General features: G+C 41.9%; 21 protein-coding genes and 1 pseudogene. 16 read left to right on the top strand and 6 right to left on the bottom strand.

From position 1 onward, the window contains the following. Positions 1-75: 75 nt before the first annotated feature. On the bottom strand, positions 76-420 hold the full coding sequence (locus ACXAD4_RS14030; RefSeq protein WP_475242246.1) for a hypothetical protein: 345 nt from the start codon (positions 418-420) through the stop codon (positions 76-78). A gap of 233 nt (positions 421-653) precedes the next feature. On the opposite strand from ACXAD4_RS14030, the gene ACXAD4_RS14025 reads away from it, so the two are divergent. Both ACXAD4_RS14025 and ACXAD4_RS14020 read left to right on the top strand, forming a co-directional pair. Beyond that, positions 654-911: a type II toxin-antitoxin system Phd/YefM family antitoxin gene (locus ACXAD4_RS14025; protein ID WP_475242243.1), complete on the top strand. Its 258-nt coding sequence runs from the start codon at positions 654-656 to the stop codon at positions 909-911. Further along, positions 899-1,198, top strand: coding sequence for a type II toxin-antitoxin system RelE/ParE family toxin (locus ACXAD4_RS14020; RefSeq protein ID WP_475242240.1), 300 nt, complete (start codon positions 899-901; stop codon positions 1,196-1,198). The genes ACXAD4_RS14025 and ACXAD4_RS14020 overlap by 13 nt, the downstream gene beginning before the upstream one ends. Positions 1,199-1,372: 174 nt before the next feature. On the opposite strand, the pseudogene ACXAD4_RS14015 reads toward ACXAD4_RS14020, so the two are convergent. The 5 genes and pseudogenes from ACXAD4_RS14015 to ACXAD4_RS13995 all read right to left on the bottom strand — a co-directional run. Next, positions 1,373-1,585, bottom strand: a pseudogene (locus tag ACXAD4_RS14015) (Na+/H+ antiporter NhaC family protein); the annotation flags it as partial. Between the two features lie 108 nt (positions 1,586-1,693). Further along, entirely contained in the window at positions 1,694-4,282 is a 2,589-nt protein-coding gene (locus ACXAD4_RS14010) for a S8 family serine peptidase (protein ID WP_475242239.1), read from the bottom strand. 58 nt (positions 4,283-4,340) lie between these two features. Continuing rightward, positions 4,341-6,479, bottom strand: a complete 2,139-nt coding sequence (locus ACXAD4_RS14005; protein WP_475242237.1) for a hypothetical protein — start codon at positions 6,477-6,479, stop codon at positions 4,341-4,343. Positions 6,480-6,498: 19 nt separating this feature from the next. Next, positions 6,499-9,768, bottom strand: coding sequence for a PKD domain-containing protein (locus ACXAD4_RS14000; RefSeq protein ID WP_475242235.1), 3,270 nt, complete (start codon positions 9,766-9,768; stop codon positions 6,499-6,501). Positions 9,769-10,816: 1,048 nt separating this feature from the next. Further along, positions 10,817-11,026, bottom strand: a complete 210-nt coding sequence (locus ACXAD4_RS13995) for a Na+/H+ antiporter NhaC family protein (protein ID WP_475242795.1) — start codon at positions 11,024-11,026, stop codon at positions 10,817-10,819. Between the two features lie 194 nt (positions 11,027-11,220). Between ACXAD4_RS13995 and ACXAD4_RS13990 the strand changes: the two genes are divergently transcribed. The 14 genes from ACXAD4_RS13990 (at position 11,221) to ACXAD4_RS13925 (ending at position 25,971) form a co-directional block, all read left to right on the top strand. Continuing rightward, entirely contained in the window at positions 11,221-11,517 is a 297-nt protein-coding gene (locus ACXAD4_RS13990) for a hypothetical protein (protein ID WP_475242233.1), read from the top strand. Positions 11,518-11,847: 330 nt separating this feature from the next. Beyond that, complete coding sequence (gene hipB, locus ACXAD4_RS13985) at positions 11,848-12,093, top strand: type II toxin-antitoxin system antitoxin HipB (RefSeq protein ID WP_475242231.1); 246 nt, start codon at positions 11,848-11,850, stop codon at positions 12,091-12,093. Then, a complete protein-coding gene (locus ACXAD4_RS13980; protein ID WP_475242228.1) occupies positions 12,093-13,406 on the top strand; it encodes a type II toxin-antitoxin system HipA family toxin in 1,314 nt (437 codons plus the stop codon). The genes hipB and ACXAD4_RS13980 overlap by 1 nt, the downstream gene beginning before the upstream one ends. Positions 13,407-14,554: 1,148 nt before the next feature. Continuing rightward, positions 14,555-15,283 carry an ABC transporter permease gene (locus tag ACXAD4_RS13975; protein WP_475242226.1) on the top strand — a complete coding sequence of 243 codons (729 nt, stop codon included), beginning with the start codon at positions 14,555-14,557 and terminating at the stop codon, positions 15,281-15,283. Then, positions 15,280-15,942: an ABC transporter ATP-binding protein gene (locus ACXAD4_RS13970; RefSeq protein WP_475242225.1), complete on the top strand. Its 663-nt coding sequence runs from the start codon at positions 15,280-15,282 to the stop codon at positions 15,940-15,942. Before ACXAD4_RS13975 ends, ACXAD4_RS13970 begins: the two co-directional genes overlap by 4 nt. A gap of 97 nt (positions 15,943-16,039) precedes the next feature. After that, positions 16,040-16,732 (top strand): acylneuraminate cytidylyltransferase family protein, encoded by a 693-nt coding sequence (locus tag ACXAD4_RS13965; RefSeq protein ID WP_475242223.1) that lies wholly within the window; start codon positions 16,040-16,042, stop codon positions 16,730-16,732. A 2-nt stretch (positions 16,733-16,734) separates the two neighbouring features. Continuing rightward, positions 16,735-18,054 (top strand): glycosyltransferase family 2 protein, encoded by a 1,320-nt coding sequence (locus ACXAD4_RS13960; protein ID WP_475242221.1) that lies wholly within the window; start codon positions 16,735-16,737, stop codon positions 18,052-18,054. A gap of 1 nt (position 18,055) precedes the next feature. Further along, positions 18,056-19,552 carry a UxaA family hydrolase gene (locus ACXAD4_RS13955; RefSeq protein WP_475242218.1) on the top strand — a complete coding sequence of 499 codons (1,497 nt, stop codon included), beginning with the start codon at positions 18,056-18,058 and terminating at the stop codon, positions 19,550-19,552. A gap of 8 nt (positions 19,553-19,560) precedes the next feature. Continuing rightward, positions 19,561-20,475 carry a Gfo/Idh/MocA family oxidoreductase gene (locus tag ACXAD4_RS13950; RefSeq protein WP_475242216.1) on the top strand — a complete coding sequence of 305 codons (915 nt, stop codon included), beginning with the start codon at positions 19,561-19,563 and terminating at the stop codon, positions 20,473-20,475. A gap of 18 nt (positions 20,476-20,493) precedes the next feature. After that, the gene (locus ACXAD4_RS13945) at positions 20,494-22,032 is read left to right on the top strand and encodes a hypothetical protein (protein ID WP_475242215.1); all 1,539 of its coding nucleotides are present in this window, start codon (positions 20,494-20,496) and stop codon (positions 22,030-22,032) included. 58 nt (positions 22,033-22,090) lie between these two features. Next, the gene (locus ACXAD4_RS13940) at positions 22,091-22,984 is read left to right on the top strand and encodes a glycosyltransferase family 2 protein (RefSeq protein WP_475242213.1); all 894 of its coding nucleotides are present in this window, start codon (positions 22,091-22,093) and stop codon (positions 22,982-22,984) included. Beyond that, entirely contained in the window at positions 22,984-23,862 is an 879-nt protein-coding gene (locus tag ACXAD4_RS13935) for a glycosyltransferase family 2 protein (RefSeq protein ID WP_475242212.1), read from the top strand. The genes ACXAD4_RS13940 and ACXAD4_RS13935 overlap by 1 nt, the downstream gene beginning before the upstream one ends. Continuing rightward, complete coding sequence (gene glf, locus ACXAD4_RS13930) at positions 23,843-25,009, top strand: UDP-galactopyranose mutase (protein WP_475242210.1); 1,167 nt, start codon at positions 23,843-23,845, stop codon at positions 25,007-25,009. Before ACXAD4_RS13935 ends, glf begins: the two co-directional genes overlap by 20 nt. Positions 25,010-25,056: 47 nt before the next feature. Beyond that, positions 25,057-25,971, top strand: a complete 915-nt coding sequence (locus ACXAD4_RS13925) for a glycosyltransferase (protein WP_475242209.1) — start codon at positions 25,057-25,059, stop codon at positions 25,969-25,971. Positions 25,972-26,120 lie beyond the last annotated feature (149 nt).

The following is a 26,120-nucleotide window of genomic DNA, read 5'->3' as shown; positions in this document are numbered from 1 at the left end:
CAATTTGGTGACTGCTTATTGCGAAATTACGAACAACCAGTTTCGAGTCATTGGCTAAATCTTGACTACACAATGTTACTCTGTAGAAAGCGCAGCAATCACTTCTTTTGCTATATTTTCTGGGCAATGACCATAGCACTCTTCCAAAGCGTGGAACTGCTCTAGTGTGAAACATGCGGCCAGAGAATTTAAGCGATTGCCTTTTAAGGTTTCCAGAGGAAAGGCTACGATAGAACAACTTATATCGGCTTGATTCCAAATAATACGCTGACCACAGCGCCTTTTATATCGTTTATCTTGCTTGCCGTCGCAACTGCCTTTCAAAACATCAAGAACGACGCCAAGGGGGAGATCGTTTATCTTTGCTAAATGTAGTAGTGTGTTGATCTTCTTTTTGTAGCGCTTACTAAAATACCGCATAACGTTGCCTGATACAGTTTCATGAGCGTTTGTGTAGTTTAGCAACTAACTACCGACGGTTAAATTGCAACTTGATAGCCTGTCTTTTCTCATACCTAATCTAATGATCTGCACCAGTAAGACTGGACACTCTGCTAAGCGATATGTTGCAGTTCAAAGTTAGGTGTTATGGAGCTTGTTATACTCAAAGTGATAGAATAGTATCACTTTAGTCTTCCTTTGGAGCTGCACTCATGAAAGTAGAACTAGTTACATCACTCAAACGTCAAGCAACTAAGATTCTTGCCGAGCTCCACGACACCAAAGAACCCGTGTTAATTACTGAACATGGTAAGCCTTCGGCATATCTGGTTGATGTCGATGATTACGAATTTATGCAAAATCGTTTGGCTATTCTTGAGGGAATTGCGCGAGGCGAACGTGCATTAGCTGACGGCAAAGTGGTAAGTCACGAGCAAGCCAAGGACAAAATGTCAAAATGGCTGACATAATCTGGACTGAGCCAGCGCTATCTGATCTCAATGATATCGCTGAGTATATCGCACTTGAAAATGTCGTAGCCGCAAAACAATTGGTTCAAACCATCTTTTCTAAAGTCGAACGCCTGGAGTTCTTCCCTGAATCGGGCCGCATTCCGCCTGAGCTAGAACATCTTAGTTATCGTGAAGTTGTCGTTAATCCGTGCCGTGTTATCTATAAACAGGGCGGCGACAAAGTGTTTATTCTGTTTGTTATGCGTGCCGAGAGAGACTTACGTAAGTTCCTGTTGAGTAAGTGATAGAATTTAGTTTAGGGCAGGATTTGGCTTTAATTTCTATCTTTTCAATGAGTTGCCATGTCATGGCACAATCTCGCAAGGGTCATTACAGCCTAGGAAAATTGATGCCTGAGTTGTTTCTAACGAAAAGGGGTCGCTTTGAAGCGAACCCTTTGAGTATTAATAAATGTGTACTTACAGAACTATTGCCGCTACCCAGGCAAACAACACCATGCCAAAGTTCGCATGGGTGAAGGTCGGGATCACCGAGTCTTTAATGTGGTGGTGCTGCCCGTCGGCATTCAGGCCTGAGGTTACGCCCAAGGAAATCGTTGAAGCGGGGGAGCCTGCATCCCCCAAGGCCGCCGAGTCACCCAAAAGTGCATAGTTGCTGCCACTTGAATACCCCCCTAGACTGTCAGCAGCATGAAGCCCACCATCGCCCCGATTAGCAGTGAGTCGAACAGGCTTTGGCATAGCAGGGCAACAGCGATAGCGCCTAAGGCAACCCCATCTTTACGCAGGCTCAATTGTATCCGATAGGCTACCTTGAAACGTGGCTTGACGCTTCATAATAAGTTTTTGCACTCCCTGTAGTCTAATAATTACCAAGCTAAATAATAACAATAAAATCAATTTGAAATTTAAAGCTAAGTAATAAAACGCCTCCAATATTACCCACATAGCCGATTTAAGCTGAGGGTATGACTCTGCTTTTACGACCCACGTTGGCGACCAACGATAGTAATAATCAACCAACTGCTCACCCAATGGCAACTTGATGAGTATGTTGTCACGGAAGCCTCGGAAAAATGTCAGCTTCTCCGGCTGGTCTGTATAGACCGCACTCGCAATAAAACAACGGCTATCACTGCTACTGCTTGCGATGGCTCTGCTTGAGTTGCTATCGATGTGCATTCTTATTGAAAAGCTATCCTCCTTATCAAATGCAGGGGCAATGGTGATATGACTATTGTGGGTTTGGACGTTTTCGTCTGGCAGGCTAATAGCATTCAATTCAGCGCCGGATAAAGACAGCTCGGCAGTATTATTGAGCGATTCTATCTGTAAAAAGGAATCCTCACTGGTGGGTTTACCTGTCAGGTAGATACTGTCGTCATTGAACTTTTGGACAGATGTGATGGCTAGGTTGTTGCCAATAAATACCAGATCTTCTAATTGCCAGTGTTCATCGTCGATGACATTGACGGAATAGGTTTGCCTTTCCTCTTCGGTGAATACCGTTATGTTTGTTTCGGTGGCTCTGTCTGTTGCCACACTCAAGGTATTGCTATTTTCAATCTGGGCTATGTGCTTTTCATCTTCTGCAAAGAGCAGGTTATCGATAGGGTTTTCGTTTTGGTCAAAAAGCGGAAAATGTGCTTCTACACCAACGGGAATATCTGCCAATAGCTGGCTGAGCCAAGGTGAAGTAGGGGTGACAGGTTGGCTGTTTACAGATAATGGATCACTATAATCAGACCATACTGTTTCACTGTAGCTCTCTATCACTATTTGATAGCTTGAGCGTAGTTTGTAACGCCTATTATCCTTGGTTGATGTGTCAAGGTATTGGTTTGTGGGAGAGTGGACGTCTGTGAGCTTGCGGTAAGGGCCGTTATCATCGCTATAGTAGAGGTGATAGGTATCGACATAAGTTTTACCCTGCCAGCTGAGCAGCGCCCCGCTGTCAATGGAGGTTGCCTGGATTTCGTTAGGTGCAGGCAGTTGGGGGGACAGCATATATCGGACTTCACGGCCTTGTTCTGTTTCGCCGACGACCCAGCCAGTAGCGGCATCACGAGATACGAACGATACCTGGTCTGCCTGATGGCTTGTTGGCGTTAACTCTTCAATTACCCCGTTGGTTTTGGCTTCTTGATACCACCACTGGGAAATACGATCTAGGTGAGTGCCCACAATTGTCAGGGTGGTATCTGACTGTTTTGCGGTGAGTAACATGGGTTGCTCGGCATTGAGCGCCATAGCTGAGGGCGCATTCAGTCGACGTTGTTGCTGGAGCTTTCCTGCTAGCGACGGTGTGTAGCTTGCTCCGGCAAGAATTTGAGCGCGTATTTCTTTGTTGGTTTTATCTGGGTATTGTTGCCTCAGCATGGCTGCAAGGGCTGTTACCAAGGGCGTAGCCATTGATGTACCACTCTCAGTACGGGTCTGATCATTGGGAACTAGGCTGAGAATATCGGTTCCTGGTGCTGCGATATCGACACTGGCCGCACCATGATTGCTGGTGGTGTTGAGTGATTGTTTAGCGATATCCCAGTTAGCGACGGCTATAGCGCCGGGCAGTTGCTGGGCAAAGGAGGCTGGATAGGCATTGGAACGGTTGAGGTTTAGGTTACTGTTGCCAGCGGCCAAGACCTGAACAATATTTTGTTGGTCGGCATCCTCCATAACGTCGAAAAGAGCTTGTGAATACCGGCTAACGGCCCATGAGTGATTGAGGATAGTAGCGTGATGATCAATAGCCCACTGAATCCCTTTGATGGCATCGGATATGTTGCCACCACCAAAACGGTTAAGGAACTTAATAGGCATGACAGTTGCTGAAGTACAGGCCCCTTGTGTCCCTAGGCTGTTGTTAGCGGCAATTATCCCTGCAACATGGGTACCGTGACCGTATTCATCGGTGACCAAACTTGAGTCTTGCGTTGCATTATAGGGGGTGACAAAGCTGATGTGGGAAAAGGCTGCATGGCTTTCATCCACCCCGGAATCAAGAACTGCGACGGTTGTTTCTTCACATCTTCGTTGGCCGGGAAGAAGCTCATTAAATCCTGCATCTTTTAATCCATCTTGTGTCGCAGAGGCCAAGCCGCTTATTTGGCTTGGGGTAATGACAAGCGGAATGTCATCAACTAGATAACGTAATCCGGGTTCATGCAGGAATGGTTTAATGGTATGTGTTTCACTGTTTAAGGCAATTAGCCGATCGTTATCGGAGAAGGTGTACAGGGGGGCGAGTTCAGAAAAACTGATTTCATACAGGAGGGGGGAAACCCTGGCGACCCAAGTACCGGCAAATACGGCAGGGGCAATAGACAGTCCTATTACTAATAAGGCAAGGGCTTTAGTTTTGTTTTTCATGCGTTATTCCATTAACAACAAAAGGGAGCCGAGGCTCCCTGTGTATAGCAGCATGGCTTTAGTCAATAATGACGTTGCCATCGGTTGGGTATTCGATGCTCAATTCAGAGGCCTTGAGGGTAAATGGCTGGGCACAGATAGTGAAGCTGCCCTCCGTTGAATCTGCCCGCACGGTAGTGGAAACCACAGGGGCATTGTCACATGACATTGAGTATTCCATATATTCGTTTTGAAGTTCCTCATCCCAAATGTAATTCCATGTCAGCTCGCAGGTGTCACCATAATAATCATTGTCTAGGTAAACGCCTGTTTCAATTAACTCCGCTTCTCCATCGCCATTGAGATCGGCTCGAAGCATGTATTCATTTTCAATTTCTTGTAGCTGATTGAGGTCCCCTTGGTATTGGGCGATATAGCCCTCAGAGTTGGCAATATTGTCCCTTCTCCAGGTGATTTCCCAATCCTCCTCGCTAACGCCCTGATTAAGCAAGTCGGCGATTTCCAGTTCAACTGTTGTAATGTATTCTTGCTGGTAAGCAATGTTGTCGTTGTGTTGACTGCGCTGACGATTCAAGTCATAGAAGAAATTACTCCAGCCGTTGTACACAGAGGCTAGGTAGGGGTTGAGCACGCCCGCAACCCACTGGCTGCCCTCTTCGTCCCAGATGTATTCGTTGCTATAGTATTGATTGCTGAAGTCACCCACCTTGCAGCTTTCGGCGGATAGCGCTTGGGCTTGAAGCCCTTGTTGGACGGCAATCTCATTGAGCGCGGCATTGAGGAAGATAGCCGGTGTCACATCTTGCCCAGATCGAGTGTTGGTTTCCAAAATTTCAATCAGGTGGCCGGTAATGGTGCTGCCATCAACCACTACATTGGCCTTGTTTTCCAATAGTTCAAAGAAGACCTGGCTCCAACCGCTTTCTGACATCGAAGTATTGATCTGTGCCCGTTTAACCGTAGTAGGTATCCACTCTTGTAGGCGGTAGTCATAATACTCTGTATTGGTTTCTTCATAGGATACAAAGCGCTCTGTATTTTCAGCCTCTTCATTAACAGGTGGTGTTGTCAGCCCAAGGCGAACTTCGGCATAGCTGCCTAGGCTGCTTGTGTCTGTTTCTTGGAAGCGGTAGACACTTCGCAGGCCAAGATCCATAAAGCTGCGGTTCACTCCCTCGGAGTAGTCTTGGAAATGACCGGCAAGAGAGCTGTATAGAGAAAACGCGTTGTAGTAGTCTTCACTATCGCTGATGTATTCAGCAGAAAGGTGCAGGTCTTTTTCTCCATTGCCGTCTTTTAGGCGCCACACAGGGGCGAAGACGGCAGATTGATCTTCCCAGTTCCACCATCTGGTAGTGAGAACTTCAGTGGCAAATGCCATCGAACCCTCCCACAGGCTGTCATTTGGCATACCGTCTGGGTAGTTCATTAAGCTAGGTAAGTGCAAGCCGAGGATCTCACTGGTGACTCCCAAGGCCTCGGCGGCACTTTGTATTCCATCAACTCTTGGATCCCAGTCAATATTGTCGTCATTGGTGTTGACCAACTGCAGGGTTAGCGGGGATGTGGCGGTCCAGGTGGCAGACATTCCTCGCAGTGCAATGTTATGGCTACCTTCGGTGATGGTGATATAGCTCACGCTGGTTTCACGGATTTCGTCTTTATCGTCAAAAAATACCGCTTCTACCCGATACTTGCCGGGCACGAGGTTGATGGTTGCCGAAGGCGATTCAGGTTCAAGTTCAACGATTTTGGCAAAGCGCTGCTTGTAATAGTTATCGTTGTTGATATCCCAGCAGTTTAGCTCCCTATCACCGATAGTGAATGATTCTTCCCACGGATAGTAATCGTTGTAGTTAAAACATTGTTGATTGGCGTTAGCTAGTTCTTGGGCCTCATCGAGGGTACCCACGAAGTCATTGCGGAAAAACTTCACTTCAATCAGCTGGCTGTTGCCCACCCAAGCAGGGGTGATCTCAGGCTCTGGGAATTTGGCGGCGATATTGATCTTTGCGGTTTCTTGCTCTTCAGTCGGTGGGGTTTGGCCGCCCTGATCTCCTGGGTTGGTTGTTGAACCATTATTCGAGCCTGGATCCTGGCTTTTTACCGTATCATCAGAGCCGGAGTTACATCCAGCCAATACCAGGGCTGAAGTTATTAGGATTACAAGTGGTTTAATTTTAAATTGAGTATTCATAACATATCCCTGTCGATAATTAGTCAATGATAATTCCTACGTTCCCTTCAAAGTCGAGCACCGAGAACGTAATTGATTGTGAGGTTGATTGGCCCTGGCTGTCTGTTACCGTCACCTGGGCTTGGTAATGGCCGATAGCCAATTGGCTAGCTGGAATGACGGCTGTTGCTGTAGGTGTAATGGAGAGTGAAGGGGTTGTTTGCCATTCAATCGTAACGTCACCATTATCATCCATCGCATTCACAGAGAGAGTGACATCTTGACTAATCACGCCATCTTCATCAGCTCGCTGGCTTTGAGGTGTTGCGCTTAGGCTACTAATCACTGGTTTTTTATCTTCGGTCACACTCAACAGGGTTTGGGCTTCTGACTGAAGACCTGCGCTGTCGGTGGCCGTGACTGCAACAAGGTAATTTCCTGCCGTCAGAGAAGTTGATTTGATTTTTGCACTCAAACCATCTGCGGCAACGTCTAACCACTGAGTTAACTCTTCGCCATTAACGGTTAACGTCCATGATAGTGAGACATTGTCGATACCGTCATCGTCCATAACATTGGCTGTAAACTGCACATCTGTGTTGGCGGTTTGCCCTTCCAGTACTGTCAGGCTATTGGTATCGGCACTTAAAGAGAGCGTAGGTGGAGTATTTTCCAGAATGTAAAAATCAGTCGAGCGGGGGGTTGAGTTCCCATCAATAGCATCACTGACAGTCACTGTTAAAGTATATTTACCAACCGGAAGCGTATTGGCTGGAATAGTAAAGCTATCGGTATTGTCCTCTGGTAATAGATCCTGATAGTTCATGTCGTCTTCGCCCGTTAGCAACCAATCGTAAATGAGGTCAGCTTGCGCGGTGAAATCGTCTGAAGCGTTAACCAGTACCCGGATTGGGCTAAGGTTTACGCTACCGTCACTACCAATCCTATAGTTTGATAAGAACAGCTCAGCTTCAGGAGGGGTATCTTCCTGCACCAAAACATTGAGCCAACTTTGAACACTTAATGGGTTTTGGCTGTGATCATCTTCAACCTTCAGGCTAACCTTATCCTGCTGCGATGCTGTAAATGTACAGTTGCTATCTGTTGTGGCGTCACATCCGCTCCACATGAAATTGATGTTATCGCCATTTCGGTCGCGGACTATGGCTTCAATGCTCACCTCGTCGTCAGCCAAGACAAGAAGCTGATCATCTTGGTTGTAGCGGTTTCCGCCGACGTTGAACCCTAAGATTTCAGGTGCAATGTTATCCAACTCGTCGACTGTGATACCGAACGATTTGGTAACCGCAGGGTTGATGTTATCGGTCGCGGATATAACCACCGTTTTGCTACCCGCGGTGGCAAAACTGGCCGTAGCCTGGCTATTAACGATATCGATAGTACAGTTATCGGTCTCATTACAGGCAACAGAGACGGAGACATCATCGCCGTCAGCATCGGAGGTAGACCAGCGGAACTGGACAGATTGATCGACCTTGATAGCACTTCCCCCCAGCCTGATTGCAGACAGGACTGGTGGTACGTTAGCCTGAGTGAAATCGACCCTTGCTGGGGTTGATGAAGATGCAGTGGTTTCTTTGTCGGTAGCCAGTGCATTGACCGTAATATCGGTGTTACAAGGGACAGTTGTTTCGTAATAACCAGAGTCGTTACTCAATACATATCCCCTGCCGAAGGTATGTGACAGACTGATAGTGGTACCACTAACGGGGGTTTCACCATCCGACTCATAGATATAACCGCTTAGTTGGCACTGGAACGGATTGAACAATTCATGATTCACGACGTTACAGTTATCGATGCCGTCTGTTAGGTTTCCGGTATGGGAAAGGCTTTCTTTCTTTCCAGTTTTCGGGTTAAGCACCGACATTACCCAATTACTTGGGTCCAATAATGTAGTGGTGTCGTAGTCGTCGGTAAATGAGGCTATAAACTCATAACTGCCATTGTTGACATTGACCCAGCGGGAGCCCCCATCCGGTAGTTGTGTATTGAATTGGCCCGAATAGTTTTCACCATTGCCGTAGTCAATTTGGCCCGTGATGCAGACACTCAAGACCTCATCCGCTGCTTTGATTGGCCAATCGAGGTTAATCCATTTGATCCAGTTATTGGCTTCGGTGATTTCGACTTTTACATAGAGGGGGGAGTTATATCCAGTGAGATCAATCTTTCCATCATCGCCGATGGTAATATGGTTTTCTGTCGTGGGTTCATCGCCGTTGGCATCATTGACAAGCAGGCCGTTCCCCACGTATTGCCAACCCACGTTGGATTTATACACATAGATAGGGATTTGAATCCCATCAACGGAAAGGTCAAAGTCCTTTTGAATCGTTTTGTAGGAGCCTGTTGGTACGCTCATGATAATGGACGGGTTATTATCACTGGCTGCTTGCAAGTCGGATAGTGGCAGATCTTGCTGATCTTGATTGGTCAGCTTTATCTGGCTAAATGTACTTGAGATCAAGCGGTAAGAACTATCGTCGTCATCCCTGTTGAATGATATGCCTTGACCTTGAGCGTCAGTTTCACCTTGTCCGGTAAATTCCCCTGGGAAATTCTGCAAATCTTGTGCGTTGCTTGAATCGAAGTAGGCGACCTCACTATTTATCGCCTCAACGTCCTCAGGGATACTACTGATTGGCAGGCTCAGTGATAGTTGGGTGGACTCACCTGAGGCCGCCTGGGTATCGTCGGTAAGCAGCCTTTGCTGGCCGGTGCTATTTTTGACTAATGTAAATTTCAGACTTGGTACACCATTGGCAGAAACTGCAATTGCTTCGAAGTCTTCTCTCTTGACGGTTTGCACGCTGACGGGTGTCAGGGTGGCATTGATACTGACCAAAGTGGATGATTCATCGATAGCAATGACTTTCTCATTGTTGGTGTAACCATCTTTATCGATTGAGATAGTCAGTTTTGTCGCCAGATGGCTATCGGCCTCTAAAGTAGGGATCTGAACCTGATAGTAACCATCGCTATCAGTATCAGCAGAAAGGGTTAGCAAGAGGTTTTGGTTGCCATCAAAAAAACTAAGAGTTAAGTCAGCGTCGGCAATGGCAGAGTTATCAGGGGCTGTAACCCGTCCAGCAACAATATCTGTAGCAATGGCCGCTACTTTTTCAGTTGGTAATTCAGTATTGCCTCCACCGCTACCTCCGGGGTCAGTTGGTGGTGGTGTTTCTCCTGATCCTGACGATGTATTGTCGCCGTCGCTACCACCACCGCATCCAGCCAAAGCTGATGCGATGAGTAAGCAAAGTATCCGTTTGCGAAATATGTCCATCTTTTTTACCTAGCGTTATCAATATGTGCGCAGTTTTTATACATATGATTGCTTATGTGGGCAAATTACCCGTTTATTTTATGTGGTCAGTGCCATATGGGGATGATAGAAGGGGGTATCATTAAGTCTATGATTTTTAATGTTTTATTTTGTATGTCTAATTTTGGGGAAGTTTAGATGAGGATTATGAAATGCTAAATTTGAAGGGATGTCCCACTTTTTGCTACTTCATATTGAAACGGTATGTTTATCTAATACTGAAAGCCAAAGCCAGATAAAGTATTGAGTGAGGAGGGTGTTATTAACTAATTCGTATGTTTTTTGGGGTGGTTTGTTACGAAAAGTAATTTTCTAAATGTTGGTATTAAATAATGAAAAAGTTATAAATTTTTTTACAAAAAGTCATCTTAAATACTTTGTGAAGTAGCTAGCAAAAAAATTGAAGAATAATTTTAATCTTTATTCGTTAATAAGTGTTTACTCAATATTGGGTGCCTAAAAATATAGGCACTACTGTATGCTTGGTTAATTGATAAATTTTATCACCTTGATGGTAAAAAGCTGCGCTTTATTTTGAATTTATGAGTTTTGAAGTGCTGGGGGTATTTTTATAGGGGGGTATAATGCTTTTTACCCTTTATTTTTTAGTCTTGCGCATTGCTAGTCCAAAAATGCTTCTGGAGTGGTTAGCTAACACAAAATCAGCTTTACTGGTTCATAAGAGGTTATGGGGAGACACCGAGTATGGGTAGATTGATAAAGTCGCAAGGACAAAATGACATCAGGTGATTTATATCTAGTTATATTTTTATAAGCCTGCCTAATGCTTGAGGGAGGTATAATATTGCTATTGATTTATAGTTTTAGGTCTTTAAAAAATCAATCTATTTTTATTTGGCAGCTAAATATTGCCTCTTATTTTGTAGGTTATTTTCACTCTTATTGAAATTACAAAATCAAATAGTGCAGATGGTATACGAACGCAGGATTTTATATTTATGGATGAGGGTGGGGCTAGAAGCTAGCCCCAGTTATAGACAGAAACCTCTTAAAGCACCAACGCCGCGACCCAGGCAAACAACACCATGCCAAAGTTCGCATGGGTGAAGGTCGGGATCACCGAGTCTTTAATGTGGTCGTGCTGCCCGTCGGCATTAAGGCCTGAGGTTACGCCCAAGGAAATCGTCGAGGCCGGTGAGCCTGCATCCCCCAAGGCTCTTCCATTTGCCCACATTTTGGACAGGGTGAAACTTGGCAATCGCAAATGTAGTCGCTCAAAGTAATACCAATCTGGAAAATTAACTGGTCAGGTTAATCCAGTCTCTGGTGCACATTTTGGTCAGGGCGGGATCGCACTTTGTTAAAGCTATTGATTTACCAAATAAGGTAATGATCTAATAGGGAAAACATCCACTCGGTTTCTCTATTGCGCCAATCGCTTCATTAGTTGTCATGCCACTGTTGATGGCTCCCACCATTGCGAAACTGGATGAAAGCTTCTTCCGTGTTCGATTTGATAGGCTAACGCCAAATGAAAAAGCATATCTTTATGCAATGGCCAAACTAGGTGCAGGTCCTCACCGCTCTGGTGATATAGCTGACTCAATGAGTAAGAAAGTGTCTGATGTCGCTCCAGTTCGAAACAGTTTGATAAAAAAAGGTATGGTCTGGGCGCCAAGTCATGGTGATACGGCTTTCACAGTGCCGCTCTTTGATGAGTTTATGATTCGAATTATGGGAGATAGTTAATACCGATGATCGATAACTTTCTGCAAACACTCACAGAGCCACAGACTTACAAAAGACGAAAGGCTGTATGAGGCAGGCAAGGTTAGGATAGAGCAGAATCGTGATAGCAAAGAGATTGCCAAGGTGATGGGTACCAAGGCTTATTCTGTGGTGGTGCGTAATCCTCTCCGATAGATTGATAGGTAGGGAGAGCATATTGGAGTTTTAGTTGGCAGTGATAGGATTGTTTGCTTATCCCTTGTAGGGGATATAAAATCAAATATCCCCTACAAGGGATAACGTGTTTGATATCCTTTGTAGGGGATATCATCGAATAGTAAGAGATAGCAAATGATCTATAGTCCAAGCCAGTTGGCTAATCATATAAAACTCATTAGAACCAAGCATAAGCTGACACAAGCCGAGTTAGCGAAGAAAGTTGGGCTTAAACAGTCGACTTTATCAGGGTTTGAAACTAATCCTGAGACAACTCAATTAAAGACGTTTTTTAAAATTTTACAGGCCTTAGAGTTGAAACTAGACATATATGAATCGGTAACAGCTCAGACCCATGATAATGATGATGAGGCTTGGTAATGGAACAACTTATCGCTTATATGAATGGTGAGCGTGTTGGGGTGTTTACTAAGCTCACCAATGGTGCCCATCAGTTCCTTTATGACAAAGAGTGGATAGAAAGTAAAAAGGGAAGGCCGCTTTCATTGTCACTGCCTCTGCAGTATCAAGCGCATACCTCGAGTTGTGTTCTTAATTATTTTGACAACTTATTACCCGACCTCAATGAAGTCAGAGACCGAATTGTTGCTAGATATCAGGCTGACTCTAGGTTGGCTTTTGATCTTTTGAAGCAAGTGGGAAAAGACTGTGTCGGAGCCATTTCTCTTCATGCCACAGAGGGAACACCGAATCCAAGAAAGCTGGATTATGAGGTCTTAACTCCAGAGCACTTAGGTAAGGTGTTGGCTGCCTATAAAGCTGATTTGCCTTTAGGAATGCTGAGAGAAGATCATGACTTTCGTATTTCTGTCGCTGGGGTTCAGGAAAAAACCGCTCTGCTAAAAAAAGGTGATCAATGGTGTATCCCGAAAGGGGCGACACCCACGACACACATTATCAAGTTACCTATTGGAGAAATAAAGCAACCTAATGCAATACTGGATATGACGGATAGTGTGGAGAATGAATATCTTTGTATATTGCTAGCAAAAGAACTCGGTTTTTCGGTTCCCCATGCAGAAATTATCCATTGTGAGGACACGAAAGCCATTGCAATTGAGAGGTTTGATCGCCGGTGGGGAAAAGATAACTCTTGGCTGATCAGGCTTCCTCAAGAAGATATGTGCCAGGCATTTGGTAAACCGTCAGCAATCAAATATGAAAGTGATGGTGGTCCGGGTATTGCGGAAATAATGGATCTGCTACTTGGCTCTAGTAATGCCTTGGCTGACAGGGAGGCGTTTATGCGCTTTCAGGTGTTCCAGTGGATCATTGGGGCGACAGATGGCCATGCGAAGAATTTTTCATTGTTTCTCGAGCCTAGTGGAACGTACAGGCTGACCCCATTTTACGATATCCTTTCCGCTTACCCTATCCTCGGAGGAAAGGGACTAAATGTCCGTTCGCTTAAACTAGCAATGGGGTTGAAAGCGTCAAAAGGCAAAAAATACCAATTAGATAAGATTTATGCGCGTCACTTTATTGACACAGCCAAAAGTGTAGGCTTCCCTTTGGATAAGATGAATGTCATCTTGGATGATTTCATAGAAAAGTTGCCCACGGCTATTGAAGCTGTGAGCCAACAATTACCGGAGGGGTTTCCCGAGCATATTTCGTCTACTGTATTCCGTGAGTCAATGAAAAGGGTGAGGCGCCTGTCGTTAGGGCGTTAGCTAAAAGCAGAGCAGCGACCTTCTATCGATGGTGTTATTTGAGTTAGAAATTTTGTGTTTTACGCGTACTAACACGTAATCAGTATCACTTTTTTGCTTTTAAATGTTGAGCTTTATCAACACAAGAACTCAGTTTTCTATACACAGAAAAACAAAAAGCGTTTGTCTCATTGAGCGCTAAAAATGTCTCAATGAGATTTGGTATGATTTTAAATTATTGATTTTATGCGGATATTAGAGGCGTGTGGTGAGGTGGCTGATAGCCCAGGCTATGTGCCCGTGGCATTATATTCAGATTTTCAGATTTTCAGATTTTCAGATTTTCAGATTTTCAGATTTTCAGATTTTCAGATTTTCAGATTTTCAGATTTTGACCCAGGCTATCAACTGTTCTAACGTACAAAGCAGTTAAAAGTCATGCCTTACTTTGTCTTGTGGCTTGTTATCAAACGGCCATTATGCCTGCTTCCACTAACCTCCTTTTGTATTCAGCGCTATAACTATAGCGGCATAAATTACGCCGAAAGCGCCCTGACTAAAGCGCTATCAGTGTAATTAATTCGTGTAATAGTCCTTACCTCACGGTAATAATGAAACTACTGGTTGAACCGTCTATAAGGAAAGCTAAGGTATCTAGCGCTCCAGGATTTAAGTTATTGATATATATGGATTAGTAGCCTGTTTAACATCTTGATAACCAGCTCAGAAGGAACTGTAAGACGTAGCTTGCTTGTACTTTAGTAACCTAAGTTTACGAACAAAAGCAGATGGTTCAGTACTAGTCGCTTTGCTCTCCTACAGAATCATTCACCAGCAGAATGGAAGATCCAGTGTAGTAACAATGTGGAAAATACAAACACTGTGTGATTGAATGCCTATTGACACTTTTGTCAACTGGTTGTCAGAACTTGCTTGCCGAATCACCAATTGGTTTAAGTTTGTTTCTAATTGCGATCTTTTTATGAAACAATTACGTGTAAATTGCTAGAATGCTGCTGTTGGGGGATCCCAAGGGCGGTAGCGTGGGAAAATGATCTCATGTTTAGCTCAAAGCAGGTAGCGCAAAGGCGCCTACTTTGTAAATATATTCAAGCGGAGAATGACAGTTGTCTTTGCAATACTTTCAATTGATAGACATGCAAGCCAAGATGAAAATGAAGGCTCAGGCTAACAAATTAGTCTTGAGTTATCTTTGGTGGGTGTTGGAACCCTTGCTTTTTGTAAGTCTGTTCTATTTTGTTTTTGAGTTCCTTTTACAGCGTGGTGGAGAAAACTACCTTCTATTTTTGGTGGTAGGAAAAATTGTATATTTATGGTTTTCCAAGAGTATTATCACGGCATCAAATGGGATCGTACATAATCGAGGAATTATTGGGCAGCGCTCTATCCCTAAATGGATATTTCCATTGGTTAACATTCAAGAGACTTTTTATAAATCACTGATATCTTTTGCATTACTTTTTGGCATGCTGTGGTTAATGGGACATGAACCCTGGTTTGGCTACTGGCAATTAGTGCCTTTAATGCTCATTACGTACATTTTAATTTGTGCGATAGGGTTGTTCTGTTCGATATTAGTTACTTTTGCACGAGACTTTGCAAATTTAATTAACTTAGGAATGATGGGATTGATGTTTGGGTCAGGTGTGTTCTGGGATATTAATAAAATACAAGATCCTGCTGTCAGAGAGATGATTTTCGAGTTTAATCCTCTTGCTGCCATATTGAATGGGTTTAGAGAAATATTAATTTGGCACAATAATATTGACTTATTATCTTACATTCCAGCATTTATTTTCTCGGTTCTTATGCTCTGTATCAGTTTATGGATAATTCAGCGTTATAACAACCAACTAACAAGAGTATTATTTTCATGAGTGATATTATTCTAAAAGTTGAAAATGTTAGCTTGGAGTATAAAACTCGAACCAAGATATTTAAGACCTTTCGTCATAAAGCACTCGATAATGTGTCATTTACGGTAAAACGAGGTGAGGTCGTTGGTATTACAGGTGGTAATGGCGCTGGTAAGTCAACGTTACTAAGAGTTGTTGCGGGAGTTTTTGCGCCTGATTCGGGGCGAATTTGGACGCCGGAAGGAACAACTCGATCGTTGCTATCTCTTGGTTTAGGTTTCAATGGCGAATTGACTGGGCGTGACAATGTAATATTGAGCTCGATGTTCAATGGCTACTCAAAAGATGAAGCAATTGAAGCGGCTGAAGAAGTTAAAGATTTTTGCCAACTGGGCGAGTTTTTTGAACAACCGGTGAGAACCTACTCATCGGGTATGAGATCCAAACTAGGATTTTCAGCTGGGATCATTACTCATGTTGACTTACTTATGATCGATGAAGTGCTTTCTGTTGGTGACAAGAATTTTAAAGCAAAAGCAGAAAAAGCAATGCTGGAAAAAATAGGAGGAAGCGAGCAAACGGTGTTGTTCGTTTCACATAGCGAAAAACAAGTCAAAAGAATTTGTAATAGGGCGATTGATCTTTCTAATAATTTGAAAGAAACTATTTTCGAAGATTAATGATTAAAAGCTAATACTTTTATAAGTAATTGTAAATGCTAGTAAATCAGCAAGATACTCATATCGATATGAAACTTTAAGGGTGAGGGATTTGACAATGAAAAAAGTGGCGTTTATTCCAGCAAGAGGTGGGTCTAAAGGTTTACCAAGAAAAAATATTAAGGTTTTTAATGGTGAACCTTTGATATCGCGCACTATTCGTGTTGCAAAGGAAAGTGGTATTTTCGATTTGATTATTGTGAATACTGACGATGAAGAAATTGCAAACGTCGCAAGTCAAGACGATGTTGAAGTTATCCTTCGCCCTAAGGATATGGGAAGTGATACCGCTGAAATTGATCCGTTGATGATCTGGACGATTGAAAATTACAAAGAAGTTTATCCGGGCTTAGAAGATTGTGAAATGGCTCTGCTGTATTGCACGGCTCCGCTACGTTTACCTGAAGATATTACAGGTACTTATCAGCAGTTTAAGCTGCCTTCTGTTGATACTGCGCTTTCTTTGTGTGAAACCAGTGATTACTTGTGGCAACGTACTGGCGACTTTTTCGAGCCAACAAATTACGACCCAAAGAATCGTGCAGCTCGACAAACAGAGAACTGGAATCAGTATAAAGAAAACAAAGCAGTTTACTTTTTCTACAGCAAGAACTTAGTCGAAAGTAAATGCCGCATTTATGGGAATGTGGCTTGTCACCCAATGCCTCAGGTACGTTCTATCGACGTAGATGAGTTGGATGATTTCATCTTGGCTGAAGCAATTGATCAAGTCAAAATCCAAGGTAAGTAGTAATGAGCAAGGTTTCAGTAATTGTACGCACAAAAAACGAAGAGTTTTGGATTGAGCGTTGTTTGAGAGCTATTTTTACACAAAAGACGCAGTATGAAGTTGAAGTTGTCTTAGTAGACAATAACAGCACTGATGCAACAATTGAGCGTGCAAAAAGTGTTAACGATGCAATTACCATTGTGACACTCGAAAAGTACAACCCTTCAGTGTCTCTAAACCTAGGTATTAGAGCTGCTACTGGAGACTATTGTGTGTGTATCAGTGCGCATTGTGTGCCTGCTGACGAGAATTGGTTAGAAAACCTTATCAAGCCGCTTTCAGACCCAGAGCTATGTGCAGTATATGGTCGTCAAATACCACTATTGACCTCAAATCCTAATGATAAGCGAGACTTGTGGCTAACCTTTGGTCTTGATGATGTTGTACAGAAGAATGATCCTTTCATCCATAATGCGAATGCGGCTTACCGCACGAAGGATCTTTTAGCCTACCCATTCGATGAGAAGCTGACCAATATCGAAGATAGATCTTGGGGACAGACTCAGATAAATCTTGGAAACAAGATTTATTACAAGTCAAATGCGGTGGTTTATCATGACCATGGTATACATCAAACGGGAAGCCTTTCGCGTTTGAGAGGTGTCATTGGAATGATGGATATCATCCATAGAAATGATTCTGATATTTCTATGTACTATGGTAATCCTGATATCTACACGACGCCGAAAAAAGCGTTGTTTATTCTTGTATCTGAGCGATATGGTGCCTCTGATGCGGAGAACTTAAAGGAAAAGTATCAGGAAATTGAGCGTGCCTTCGAAGGGTGGGAGATTATTTGCTTCCCGACAACAGCTTCTTTAAGAGAGCAGTTGAAAGATATTTCTACTCTTCAAATTCGAGATAATCGGATTACCCAGCAGGGCAAGTATGCCAAGAGCCTGCTTAAAGATCTGTCTAACCTATATTTGGAAATGTGTGAAGAAAATCATTTTTATGATTTTGTAGGTTACTTTGACATCCGAGAAGAAGTACCTAGTAAAGAAGTTGTCGTTGAAAGTATCGAACAGTTAATGTTGCAGGATACTGATTGGGCGTTTGCGGGTGAGGAAACGTTCGTGGCTTCTTCTAGTCAAGAAGATGAAACTACACATATTTTGGCCGAGAGCGGTTGGACGAGTTACTTCGAACCGGAAAACCTTGAGTCGATTGTTCAGTTACAACCAAACAAGCTATTGTTTGCGAAAGCTTATGCTCTTCGAGAAATCATCGACCCGCTTAATAATTATTCTGTGATCGATATTAAACACTCGATGAATAAATAATATGAAGGTATTAATACTCAACTCGCAAGACAATATCGCTGTAGTCAAATCACCTGAGGGACTTGCTAAGGGTGACTTGATTTTGAGCAGTTTGCTGGCAAGAGATTCTGTCGACTTTGGTAACAAGGTTGCCATCTTGGATATCAAAGCGGGTCAACCGATTATAAAAAGCGGATGTCATATTTCTGATGCCTTGTTTGATATCCCAGCAGGCTCTTTGGTCAATGAAACTAACACGATTCAGTTTGCGCAGTTTGCTTTAGACAAACTGCCATACAATCGAAAGCCTTCGATATTGTCTCCGTCTAAAGATTCACGTACGTTTATGGGGTACAGGAATCAAGATGGTAGTGTTGGTACTCGAAATTTGCTAGCCGTAACGACAACGGTCCAGTGTGTGGCAGGTGTTGTTGAGCGAGCTTGTGAGATTGTCGAGAAAGAACACTTACCTAGGTTTGCTAATGTTGATGGCATCGTACCCCTTACTCATGCGTATGGTTGCGGTGTGGCTATCGATGCAGACGATGCAGAAATTCCGATTCGCACAGTAAGAAACATCTCTAGAAACCCTAACTTTGGTGGTTGTCGAGTTGTGGTTGGGCTAGGTTGTGAAAAGCTCACTCAGGATAGACTTGCCCTTGAAAACGCTACTTATATTAAGCTGCAGGATATAAATAACTATCAGCAAATTATCCAAGACTTGGTCGCAGTATTGGTGAGTAAGTTAGAGGTATTGAATCAGAGAACACGAACTCCTTGTCCATTGGAAGATCTGGTTATCGCCACTCAATGCGGAGGAAGTGATGCATTTTCTGGTTTAACTGCAAACCCTTTGGTTGGAAAGATTGCCGATAAAGTTACTTCTGTCGGAGGTACTGCCTTATTCTCTGAGCTTACAGAAGTTAGAGATGCTGTTGAATTTTTGGCAGATCGCTGTCAAAACCAGGCGACGTTTGACAAGCTAATTACCGGTATAAATTGGTATGAAGAGTATCTCAGAAAAGGTGGTGTAGATACATCTGCGAACACGACTCCTGGTAATAAGGCTGGTGGGCTTTCGAATATCCGCGAGAAATCCTTAGGCTCAATAATGAAGTCAGGTAGTGCAGATATTGTTGATGTACTATTCCCCGGACAAGCTTATTTCAAGAAGGGCCTTAACTTTTTGGCAGGTCCTTCGTCAGACTTTGTTTGCGGTACGTTGTATTTGGCTGCGGGTGCAAACCTTCAGCTGTTTACCACAGGCCGTGGCACGCCTTACGCCTTGAGGGCTCTACCTACCCTTAAAATTTCGAGCAATAGTAAGCTATATGGAAAGTGGGATCAGATCATCGACTTCGATGCTGGGAAATTACTATCTTCAGACTGTGATCTAGATGAGTTATCTGAAGAATTGTTAGAGCACATTATTCGCGTAGCAAGCGGAGAAGATACCCTCTCTGAGGTGAATAAGACATTTAATCACCTAACTCTATTTAACCCTGCCCCCATCACATAGGATAGCAAATGAAAGTTTTAATCTGTGGCTTTGGACACGCTGGTAAAGCTTACTATGCAGCGGTTAAAAACTGTTGCCCGGTTGCAGAAATAACGGTTTATGACTCCAACAGTAGCGCGGTTGAAGGTGTTGATTGCAATATCATAACTAGCCTGAAATCGTTTAGTGAAGAAGCCTTTGATGTAGGGATCGTTGCGACGCCACCTGCTAGCCATTATGAAGTTTTGAATTCCATTCATAGTGCGTGTAAGAAAACAATTGTAGAGAAACCCATTGCTACGACCGAAGCCGATTATCAGAAGATTGTTTCAATAGCTGAAAGTAGCGATGTCTATTTTTCTTTTCATGCCTATTTTGGCAAAGAGCTTTCACTTGCACCTAGAGGTCAAATACATAATGCTGCAAATGTCGAAGTATCGCATTTGTTCTCAGACCCGTATGGCTGTTCAAAATCTCATCTAGGCGGGCCTTTTTGGGATAGTATTTATAACGTTGTTAGCGTGTTTGTAAATGTATTTGAACAAGACCTAAAAGTTAGCAATATTGACGTTTTAGTGGACTCTGAGCAAACATTTAAAGCTGTTCTAACATACTCTCATGAACAACAAGGTACTATCAGACAAAATATTTCAATTGATTGGGGACTCAATTTAAACCTTAAGGTAAGTCAATTTGTGGTAGATACACATACTTTTACCTTAAATCACAGTCAACAGTCTGGTTACTCCGCTGATGGTTTAACTAGTTCCGTAATTCCTTTTGAACTTGATAGATTATCGGAACATTATCGTTCTGTCGTACAAGATGTTCTTGATGCGTCCAGTAACTGTAAAAACAAGCAAGTAGAACAAAGAATATCCCACATAGTTTGGGAGATAGAGCGTGCTCGACAAAATAGTTCTGCTTCTAATACCTTAGGGTAAACTAAATTGGGAAGTTTAATGAAACAACTTAAGCGTGCTGATTATGATCTTGATAAATCATTGCTACGGCTGTCGAAATATACTAAGAGCCAAGAAGACTCTAAGATTGTAGATTACATAAAGAGTATCAGCGAAGAACGCACGTGGAAGTTAAAAGACCCGCTATTTGATGAAGTATCATACTGTGTTGGAAGCCACACATTTCATATGTCGAATATTCTTAGTTTTTATTCTGAGAAGAATGACAATATATGGTATTTACTTCAGTTTCACTGCTTTGCCGATGTTATTGCAACCAAAGATGGATATTTTTCCCTCCATGGTAATATCAACCAGCAAATGATTCTTGACACAGTTGGCAGCTTAGATTTTAAAGTGAAGCAAAAAAGACCTTTAGAATTTGGCGGCTTATTGTTATCCCAGTCTCGTCCTTTCCATTATTTCTTTGATCAGCTTAAAAATATACCTGAAATACAAGAAAAAGTTCCAGGAATATCTTTAAACTATAATAAGAAGAATTTTTGGACTGTTGGAAATGAGCTAAATATTGCTGATGACAGCAAGTTCTATCTATATCCAACGTTGACAGCATGGTACAAAAATTTTATCGGAAAAGATGAAGAAAAACTAAATAAGCTCAAACAAATACTTTTGACTGATGTTAGCCAAGATCATCGTGTTATGCTACCTAATAGTGATTTAAATATTTGGTTTAGCATTACTGGTCAAAGACGAAGTTGGATCGAACAGATAGATGGCATTAGTTTAATCGTAAAAGAGCTAAATAAATACTTCCCAAGAATTAATGTACTATTAGACGGTTGGACAAACTGGGAAGGCGATAATGCTGTTAATGCTGATGATGATGTAGTCGCAGGGAAAATTAAAGCTAACTTTGAGTCGGATCCTTATAAAGAAAATATTAATGTTGTTAGCTTAGTATCCAAAACATACAAAGATAAGCTCAAGTTTGCACTTGAATGTGATTATCATATTAGTGATGCGGGTACTGGTTGTTTTATACCTATGTTTATCTGTGGTCTGAAGGGAGTATTGCATTCCAATTATCATATTAATTCTTTTTTTGTAGAATCTGACACACAAACAACTATTCTTAACACTCCTGAGCAGGGAGTGAAAGATATTCCCACTGATGGGAAAGCAAGTATATATACAAGTTATAGTGTTTGCTGGGAAAGAGTCTTTAACGCTCTAGCTGATAAAATTAACGCTGATGATAAAGCAGCTATTAAGCCTGTGGAGTTGCCTTCATTAGATGAGTCATTAGAGCAGCTGTCAGCTTTTCGTACTTTAATTAACGGAATGGAGAGCTATGAATCGGCTGTTATTTTAAGAGAGGTCGCGTTATCGTTTGAGAAAATCGGCGATACTATCACTGCCGAGAAGATCATGTATCAGGCTCACCTCCAAAAGCCTTGTGAGTCTTTCTACAATAAAAAGTTGAAAGAGTGGACAGCACTTAATGCTCCAGAACCGTCTATTTATATTAAGGTTAGACGACTAGCTGGTAGAATAAAGCGCAAGTTATTAAGTTAAATAAAGTATTTATTGGTTCCTAAGAATCATCGGAATATTTAGTTAAAGGAAAAAAGAAATGACAGTCGCTATTATCACAAGGACCAAGGATCGTCCAATTACTCTTGAAAGAGCGATGGAAAGTGTTTTAAAACAAACACATAATGATTGGTTGCATGTAATAGTTAACGATGGTGGTGAGCAGACTTGCGTAGATAAACTTGTCGAGAAATATAAAGATCAATATAAAGGACGAGTAAACGTAATTCACAACCCTAAGTCTCTTGGTATGGAAGCGGCGTCAAACGTTGGTTTGAAGTCATGCGAATCAAAACACGTATTGATTCATGATGATGATGATAGTTTGGATCCAAGATTTCTAGAGGTATCTGTTAAGGCGCTTGAAGAATGCACAATTCCAAGTGTTAAAGGCGTTGTTACTCATACGACGCAGATCTTTGAAGAAGTAACTGAGCAAAATATTACATTCGGTCACTCTCAACCATTTGACCCACATTTAGCATCGATATCTCTTCAAAAAACTTGTGAGATTAACAAGTTTATGCCGATATCTTTTCTATATGAAAGAAATGTTTTTGAAACCGTAGGCTACTATGACGAGTCGCTGCCTGTGTGTGGTGATTGGGACTTCAATATTCGTTTCCTTACTAAATTTGATATCTTGGTCGTGCAAGAAGAGCTGGCAAACTATCATATTAGAACAAATCAAACTGGGAACTATGGAAATACGGTAACTCAAGGGAAGGACAAACACCGATTCTACCGTTCACTTATAATTAACAAACACATTCGTGAGGATATTGAAAAAGGTAACATTTCAATTTCTCATTTGCTTTCTCTTGGTGAAGCTACCCATGACATTACAGCTAATACCTGGGTGATTGCCAGAATTGTAAATAAACTGATTGGCTCAAAATTCTTATCTCCAGTTAAAAGGTTGTTCAGAAAATAATGAAAGTTTCTGCTGTTGTAGTGACATTTAATCGAAAAGAAATGTTACTAGATTGTCTAGAGGGATTACTAAAACAGTCTCGTCCTGTTGATGAGATTATTCTAGTAAACAATGCTTCTACAGATGGTACAAGTGAATTACTAAAAGAGAGTGGTTATCTTGACAACGAGCTCATTCATTACTGTGAATTAGCGGAAAACACAGGTGGAGCTGGCGGCTTTTATCATGGAATGAAGGTTGCTCTAGAGAGAGGTGCCGACTGGATTTGGACCATGGATGATGATATTGAGCCTGATCCAAAAACGCTTGAAATCCAATTGTCTTATACTGATATCTCTGAATGTATAAATGCGACTAAGATTTTTACTGAAAATGGTGAAACTCAATATTGGGAGCAGTTTTACGACCCATTTACTGCAAGATTGTTTGATCTTAAAAACAGAGCGTTTGAAAATGGCAGAGAATGGTGTTGTGTGAATGTTGCCTGCTTTGAAGGGATGTTGGTTAGTCGAACACTGATAGATAAGATAGGTTTACCTGATCCAGATTACTTCATTTATCAAGATGATACGGTATATGGTATTAAAGCATCATACTTTACTAATGTGCTTTATGTTAAGTCAGCAATTTTCAGAAAGAAAATTTATGGCTATGGAAATATGAACCCGTTTAGGGTTTATTATACTTTGAGGAATAACTTTAAAGTAAAAAGAGATATCGCTCACTTTAATCAAGTAGGAGCGGGTGATAGGCTTTCAAACTTTATTTTTATGCTTTCACAGATCAGAGTAAGCGTGCAAGGGTTAAAGTTTGAGTTCAGTAAAAACATGTTTAAGTCAATTATCAAAGGGTGGATGCATGGCTTCCAAGGAAAATAAATATTTATTTGTTGGCGCTGGCTTTTCTTGTGCCGTGATTGCTCGTGCTTTTGCAGAAGCCGGATTGAAAGTAATGGTGATCGACTCTCGAGAACATGTTGCTGGTAACTGCCACTCTACTCGTGATCAAGAAACCAATGTTATGGTTCATACTTATGGGCCACATATTTTTCACACTGATGACGAAGAGGTGTGGAACTATGTTAATAAGTGGGTAGAATTCAAACCTTACATCAATCGCGTCAAGACTACGAGTCAAGGTGCGGTTTATTCATTGCCTATTAATCTTCATACAATTAATCAGTATTTTGGTAAGACGCTGAATCCAGAAGAAGCAAAAGTGTTTCTAGAATCTCAAGCCGATACCTCGATTACTGATCCTAAGACCTTTGAAGAGCAGGCTATGCGTTTTGTTGGAAAAGACTTTTATGAAGCTTTTTTCAAGGGCTATACGCAGAAACAGTGGGGTGTAGAGCCTTCTACTTTGCCTGCTAGTATATTGAAACGACTACCAGTGCGTTTTAATTATGATGACAACTATTTTAACCATAAATATCAAGGTATGCCAGTTAATGGTTATACTGAAATTGTTGAAAAAATCTTAGAGCACGAAAATATTGAGCTTCGTTTAGGTGTTTCTTTTGAAGCGTCAATGGCTGATGAGTTTGAACATGTTTATTACTCGGGGCCGATTGATGCGTTTTTCGACTACGAATTTGGGCGTCTAGGTTACCGAACTCTAGACTTCAAAGAAGAAAGACATACTGGTGACTACCAGGGAACTGCAGTGATGAATTATGGGGATGTTGAAGTACCCTATACTCGAATCACAGAACACAAGTACTTTTCTCCATGGGAATCTCACGAAAAGACAATTATTTATAAAGAGTACAGCCGCTTAGCTGAAGAGAATGACATCCCATACTACCCTATTAGATTTGCCGGAGGAGCAGGGGTCGAACAGTTAGAGCGTTATGTGGACCTTGCTAGCCAGCAAAATAAAGTAACGTTTGTCGGTCGACTTGGCACTTATCGTTATTTAGATATGGATGTGACTATTCGAGAAGCGATGAACGTAGCGAATGAATCACTTCAGTTAATTAAAAACTCCAAAGAAATCCCAAGTTTCTTTGTAAACGTTGTTTAGACGTATATTAAGCGAGAAGGGGCTTGAGATGGCCCCTAAATTATTTGATGAAGAAAACTAAAATTGCAGTTGTCCTCGTGACTTTTAACCGCAGTGAGATGCTTAAGCAAAACCTCGATTCCTTGAAAAAACAAGGACCTTTGACGTATTTTGTTATTGATAATGATAGCTCCGATAACACGCAAGATGTTGTAAGAGAGTTTGATCAAACGACAAGTGATGAGGTTATTTACTATAATACTCAAGCTAATTTAGGTGGTGCTGGTGGCTTTGCTTTTGGCTGTGAAAAAGCGTTGGAGCATCCAGAGTCTTTTACTCATCTTTGGTTAGCTGACGATGATGTCACTTTTGCTGAAGATTGCCTGGAATCGTTGGCGCCTTATATTGATAATAAGACGGTTCTTCAACCGATGCGTTACGATCAAAATGGCATTAATGCTGAAGCTTCTTCAACAGAAATAGACCTTGATAGCATCTTTATTCTGAATCACAAGCGCAACTCGGTTATGAATACTTCATTTAAGGATGCAAAAACACCATTTGATGTCCAAAACATTCCATTTGAAGGCCCGTTGATTCCAAGAGAAATTTTTGATGTGGTCGGAATTCCAGATAAGAGATACTTCATATTTAGTGATGACTTAGACTTTTCTTTGCAAGCTCTAAGAAATGGCTTTGATATAAAATGTATTCCAGATGCTAAGATGACTCGGCTAAGGCCTGCGGAGCCTAATTTCAAGCCTTCTGACTGGAAGAGTTATTTTGTTTATAGAAACTTTTTCCATATCCATAAAAAATTTGGGAATAACTGGTTTGTAAGAAAAAGACCATATCTTCTAGCTCTACTAGTGTCAGGATATTGTGTGTTAACCGGGAACTTTAAAGGGGTTACCATAATAAAGGATGCTTTAGTTGATGGGATGTCAGACGATTTCAATTTAAATGCCAAATATGTACCATAAGTAATGTGAATTGATAATAGCAATATGCATTTGATGTCTAGCATTGATAAATATAATAAGGTGTGTTGTGTTAAAACGTATTTATAATAAATTTGCTAATGGAATTGCAATTAGAGTTGCGAAAATTCTTGAGGAAAGTTTTAATGAAA

Source organism: Photobacterium sp. AWH4_225 (assembly GCF_056158405.1).
Note: the sequence above shows the minus strand (reverse complement) of the source record. Positions and strands in the feature narration are given on the sequence as shown.

Coding starts and splice junctions, on each gene's coding strand:
- ACXAD4_RS14005 (WP_475242237.1), bottom strand. CDS start 6,479: ATGAATACTCAATTTAAAATTAAACCACTTGTAATCCTAATAACTTCA.
- ACXAD4_RS13990 (WP_475242233.1), top strand. CDS start 11,221: ATGCCACTGTTGATGGCTCCCACCATTGCGAAACTGGATGAAAGCTTC.
- ACXAD4_RS14030 (WP_475242246.1), bottom strand. CDS start 420: ATGCGGTATTTTAGTAAGCGCTACAAAAAGAAGATCAACACACTACTA.
- ACXAD4_RS13940 (WP_475242213.1), top strand. CDS start 22,091: ATGACAGTCGCTATTATCACAAGGACCAAGGATCGTCCAATTACTCTT.
- ACXAD4_RS13945 (WP_475242215.1), top strand. CDS start 20,494: ATGAAACAACTTAAGCGTGCTGATTATGATCTTGATAAATCATTGCTA.
- ACXAD4_RS13970 (WP_475242225.1), top strand. CDS start 15,280: ATGAGTGATATTATTCTAAAAGTTGAAAATGTTAGCTTGGAGTATAAA.
- ACXAD4_RS13960 (WP_475242221.1), top strand. CDS start 16,735: ATGAGCAAGGTTTCAGTAATTGTACGCACAAAAAACGAAGAGTTTTGG.
- ACXAD4_RS14000 (WP_475242235.1), bottom strand. CDS start 9,768: ATGGACATATTTCGCAAACGGATACTTTGCTTACTCATCGCATCAGCT.
- hipB (WP_475242231.1), top strand. CDS start 11,848: ATGATCTATAGTCCAAGCCAGTTGGCTAATCATATAAAACTCATTAGA.
- ACXAD4_RS13955 (WP_475242218.1), top strand. CDS start 18,056: ATGAAGGTATTAATACTCAACTCGCAAGACAATATCGCTGTAGTCAAA.
- ACXAD4_RS13965 (WP_475242223.1), top strand. CDS start 16,040: ATGAAAAAAGTGGCGTTTATTCCAGCAAGAGGTGGGTCTAAAGGTTTA.
- glf (WP_475242210.1), top strand. CDS start 23,843: ATGGCTTCCAAGGAAAATAAATATTTATTTGTTGGCGCTGGCTTTTCT.
- ACXAD4_RS13950 (WP_475242216.1), top strand. CDS start 19,561: ATGAAAGTTTTAATCTGTGGCTTTGGACACGCTGGTAAAGCTTACTAT.
- ACXAD4_RS13975 (WP_475242226.1), top strand. CDS start 14,555: ATGAAAATGAAGGCTCAGGCTAACAAATTAGTCTTGAGTTATCTTTGG.
- ACXAD4_RS13925 (WP_475242209.1), top strand. CDS start 25,057: ATGAAGAAAACTAAAATTGCAGTTGTCCTCGTGACTTTTAACCGCAGT.
- ACXAD4_RS13935 (WP_475242212.1), top strand. CDS start 22,984: ATGAAAGTTTCTGCTGTTGTAGTGACATTTAATCGAAAAGAAATGTTA.
- ACXAD4_RS14025 (WP_475242243.1), top strand. CDS start 654: ATGAAAGTAGAACTAGTTACATCACTCAAACGTCAAGCAACTAAGATT.
- ACXAD4_RS14020 (WP_475242240.1), top strand. CDS start 899: ATGGCTGACATAATCTGGACTGAGCCAGCGCTATCTGATCTCAATGAT.
- ACXAD4_RS13980 (WP_475242228.1), top strand. CDS start 12,093: ATGGAACAACTTATCGCTTATATGAATGGTGAGCGTGTTGGGGTGTTT.
- ACXAD4_RS14010 (WP_475242239.1), bottom strand. CDS start 4,282: ATGAAAAACAAAACTAAAGCCCTTGCCTTATTAGTAATAGGACTGTCT.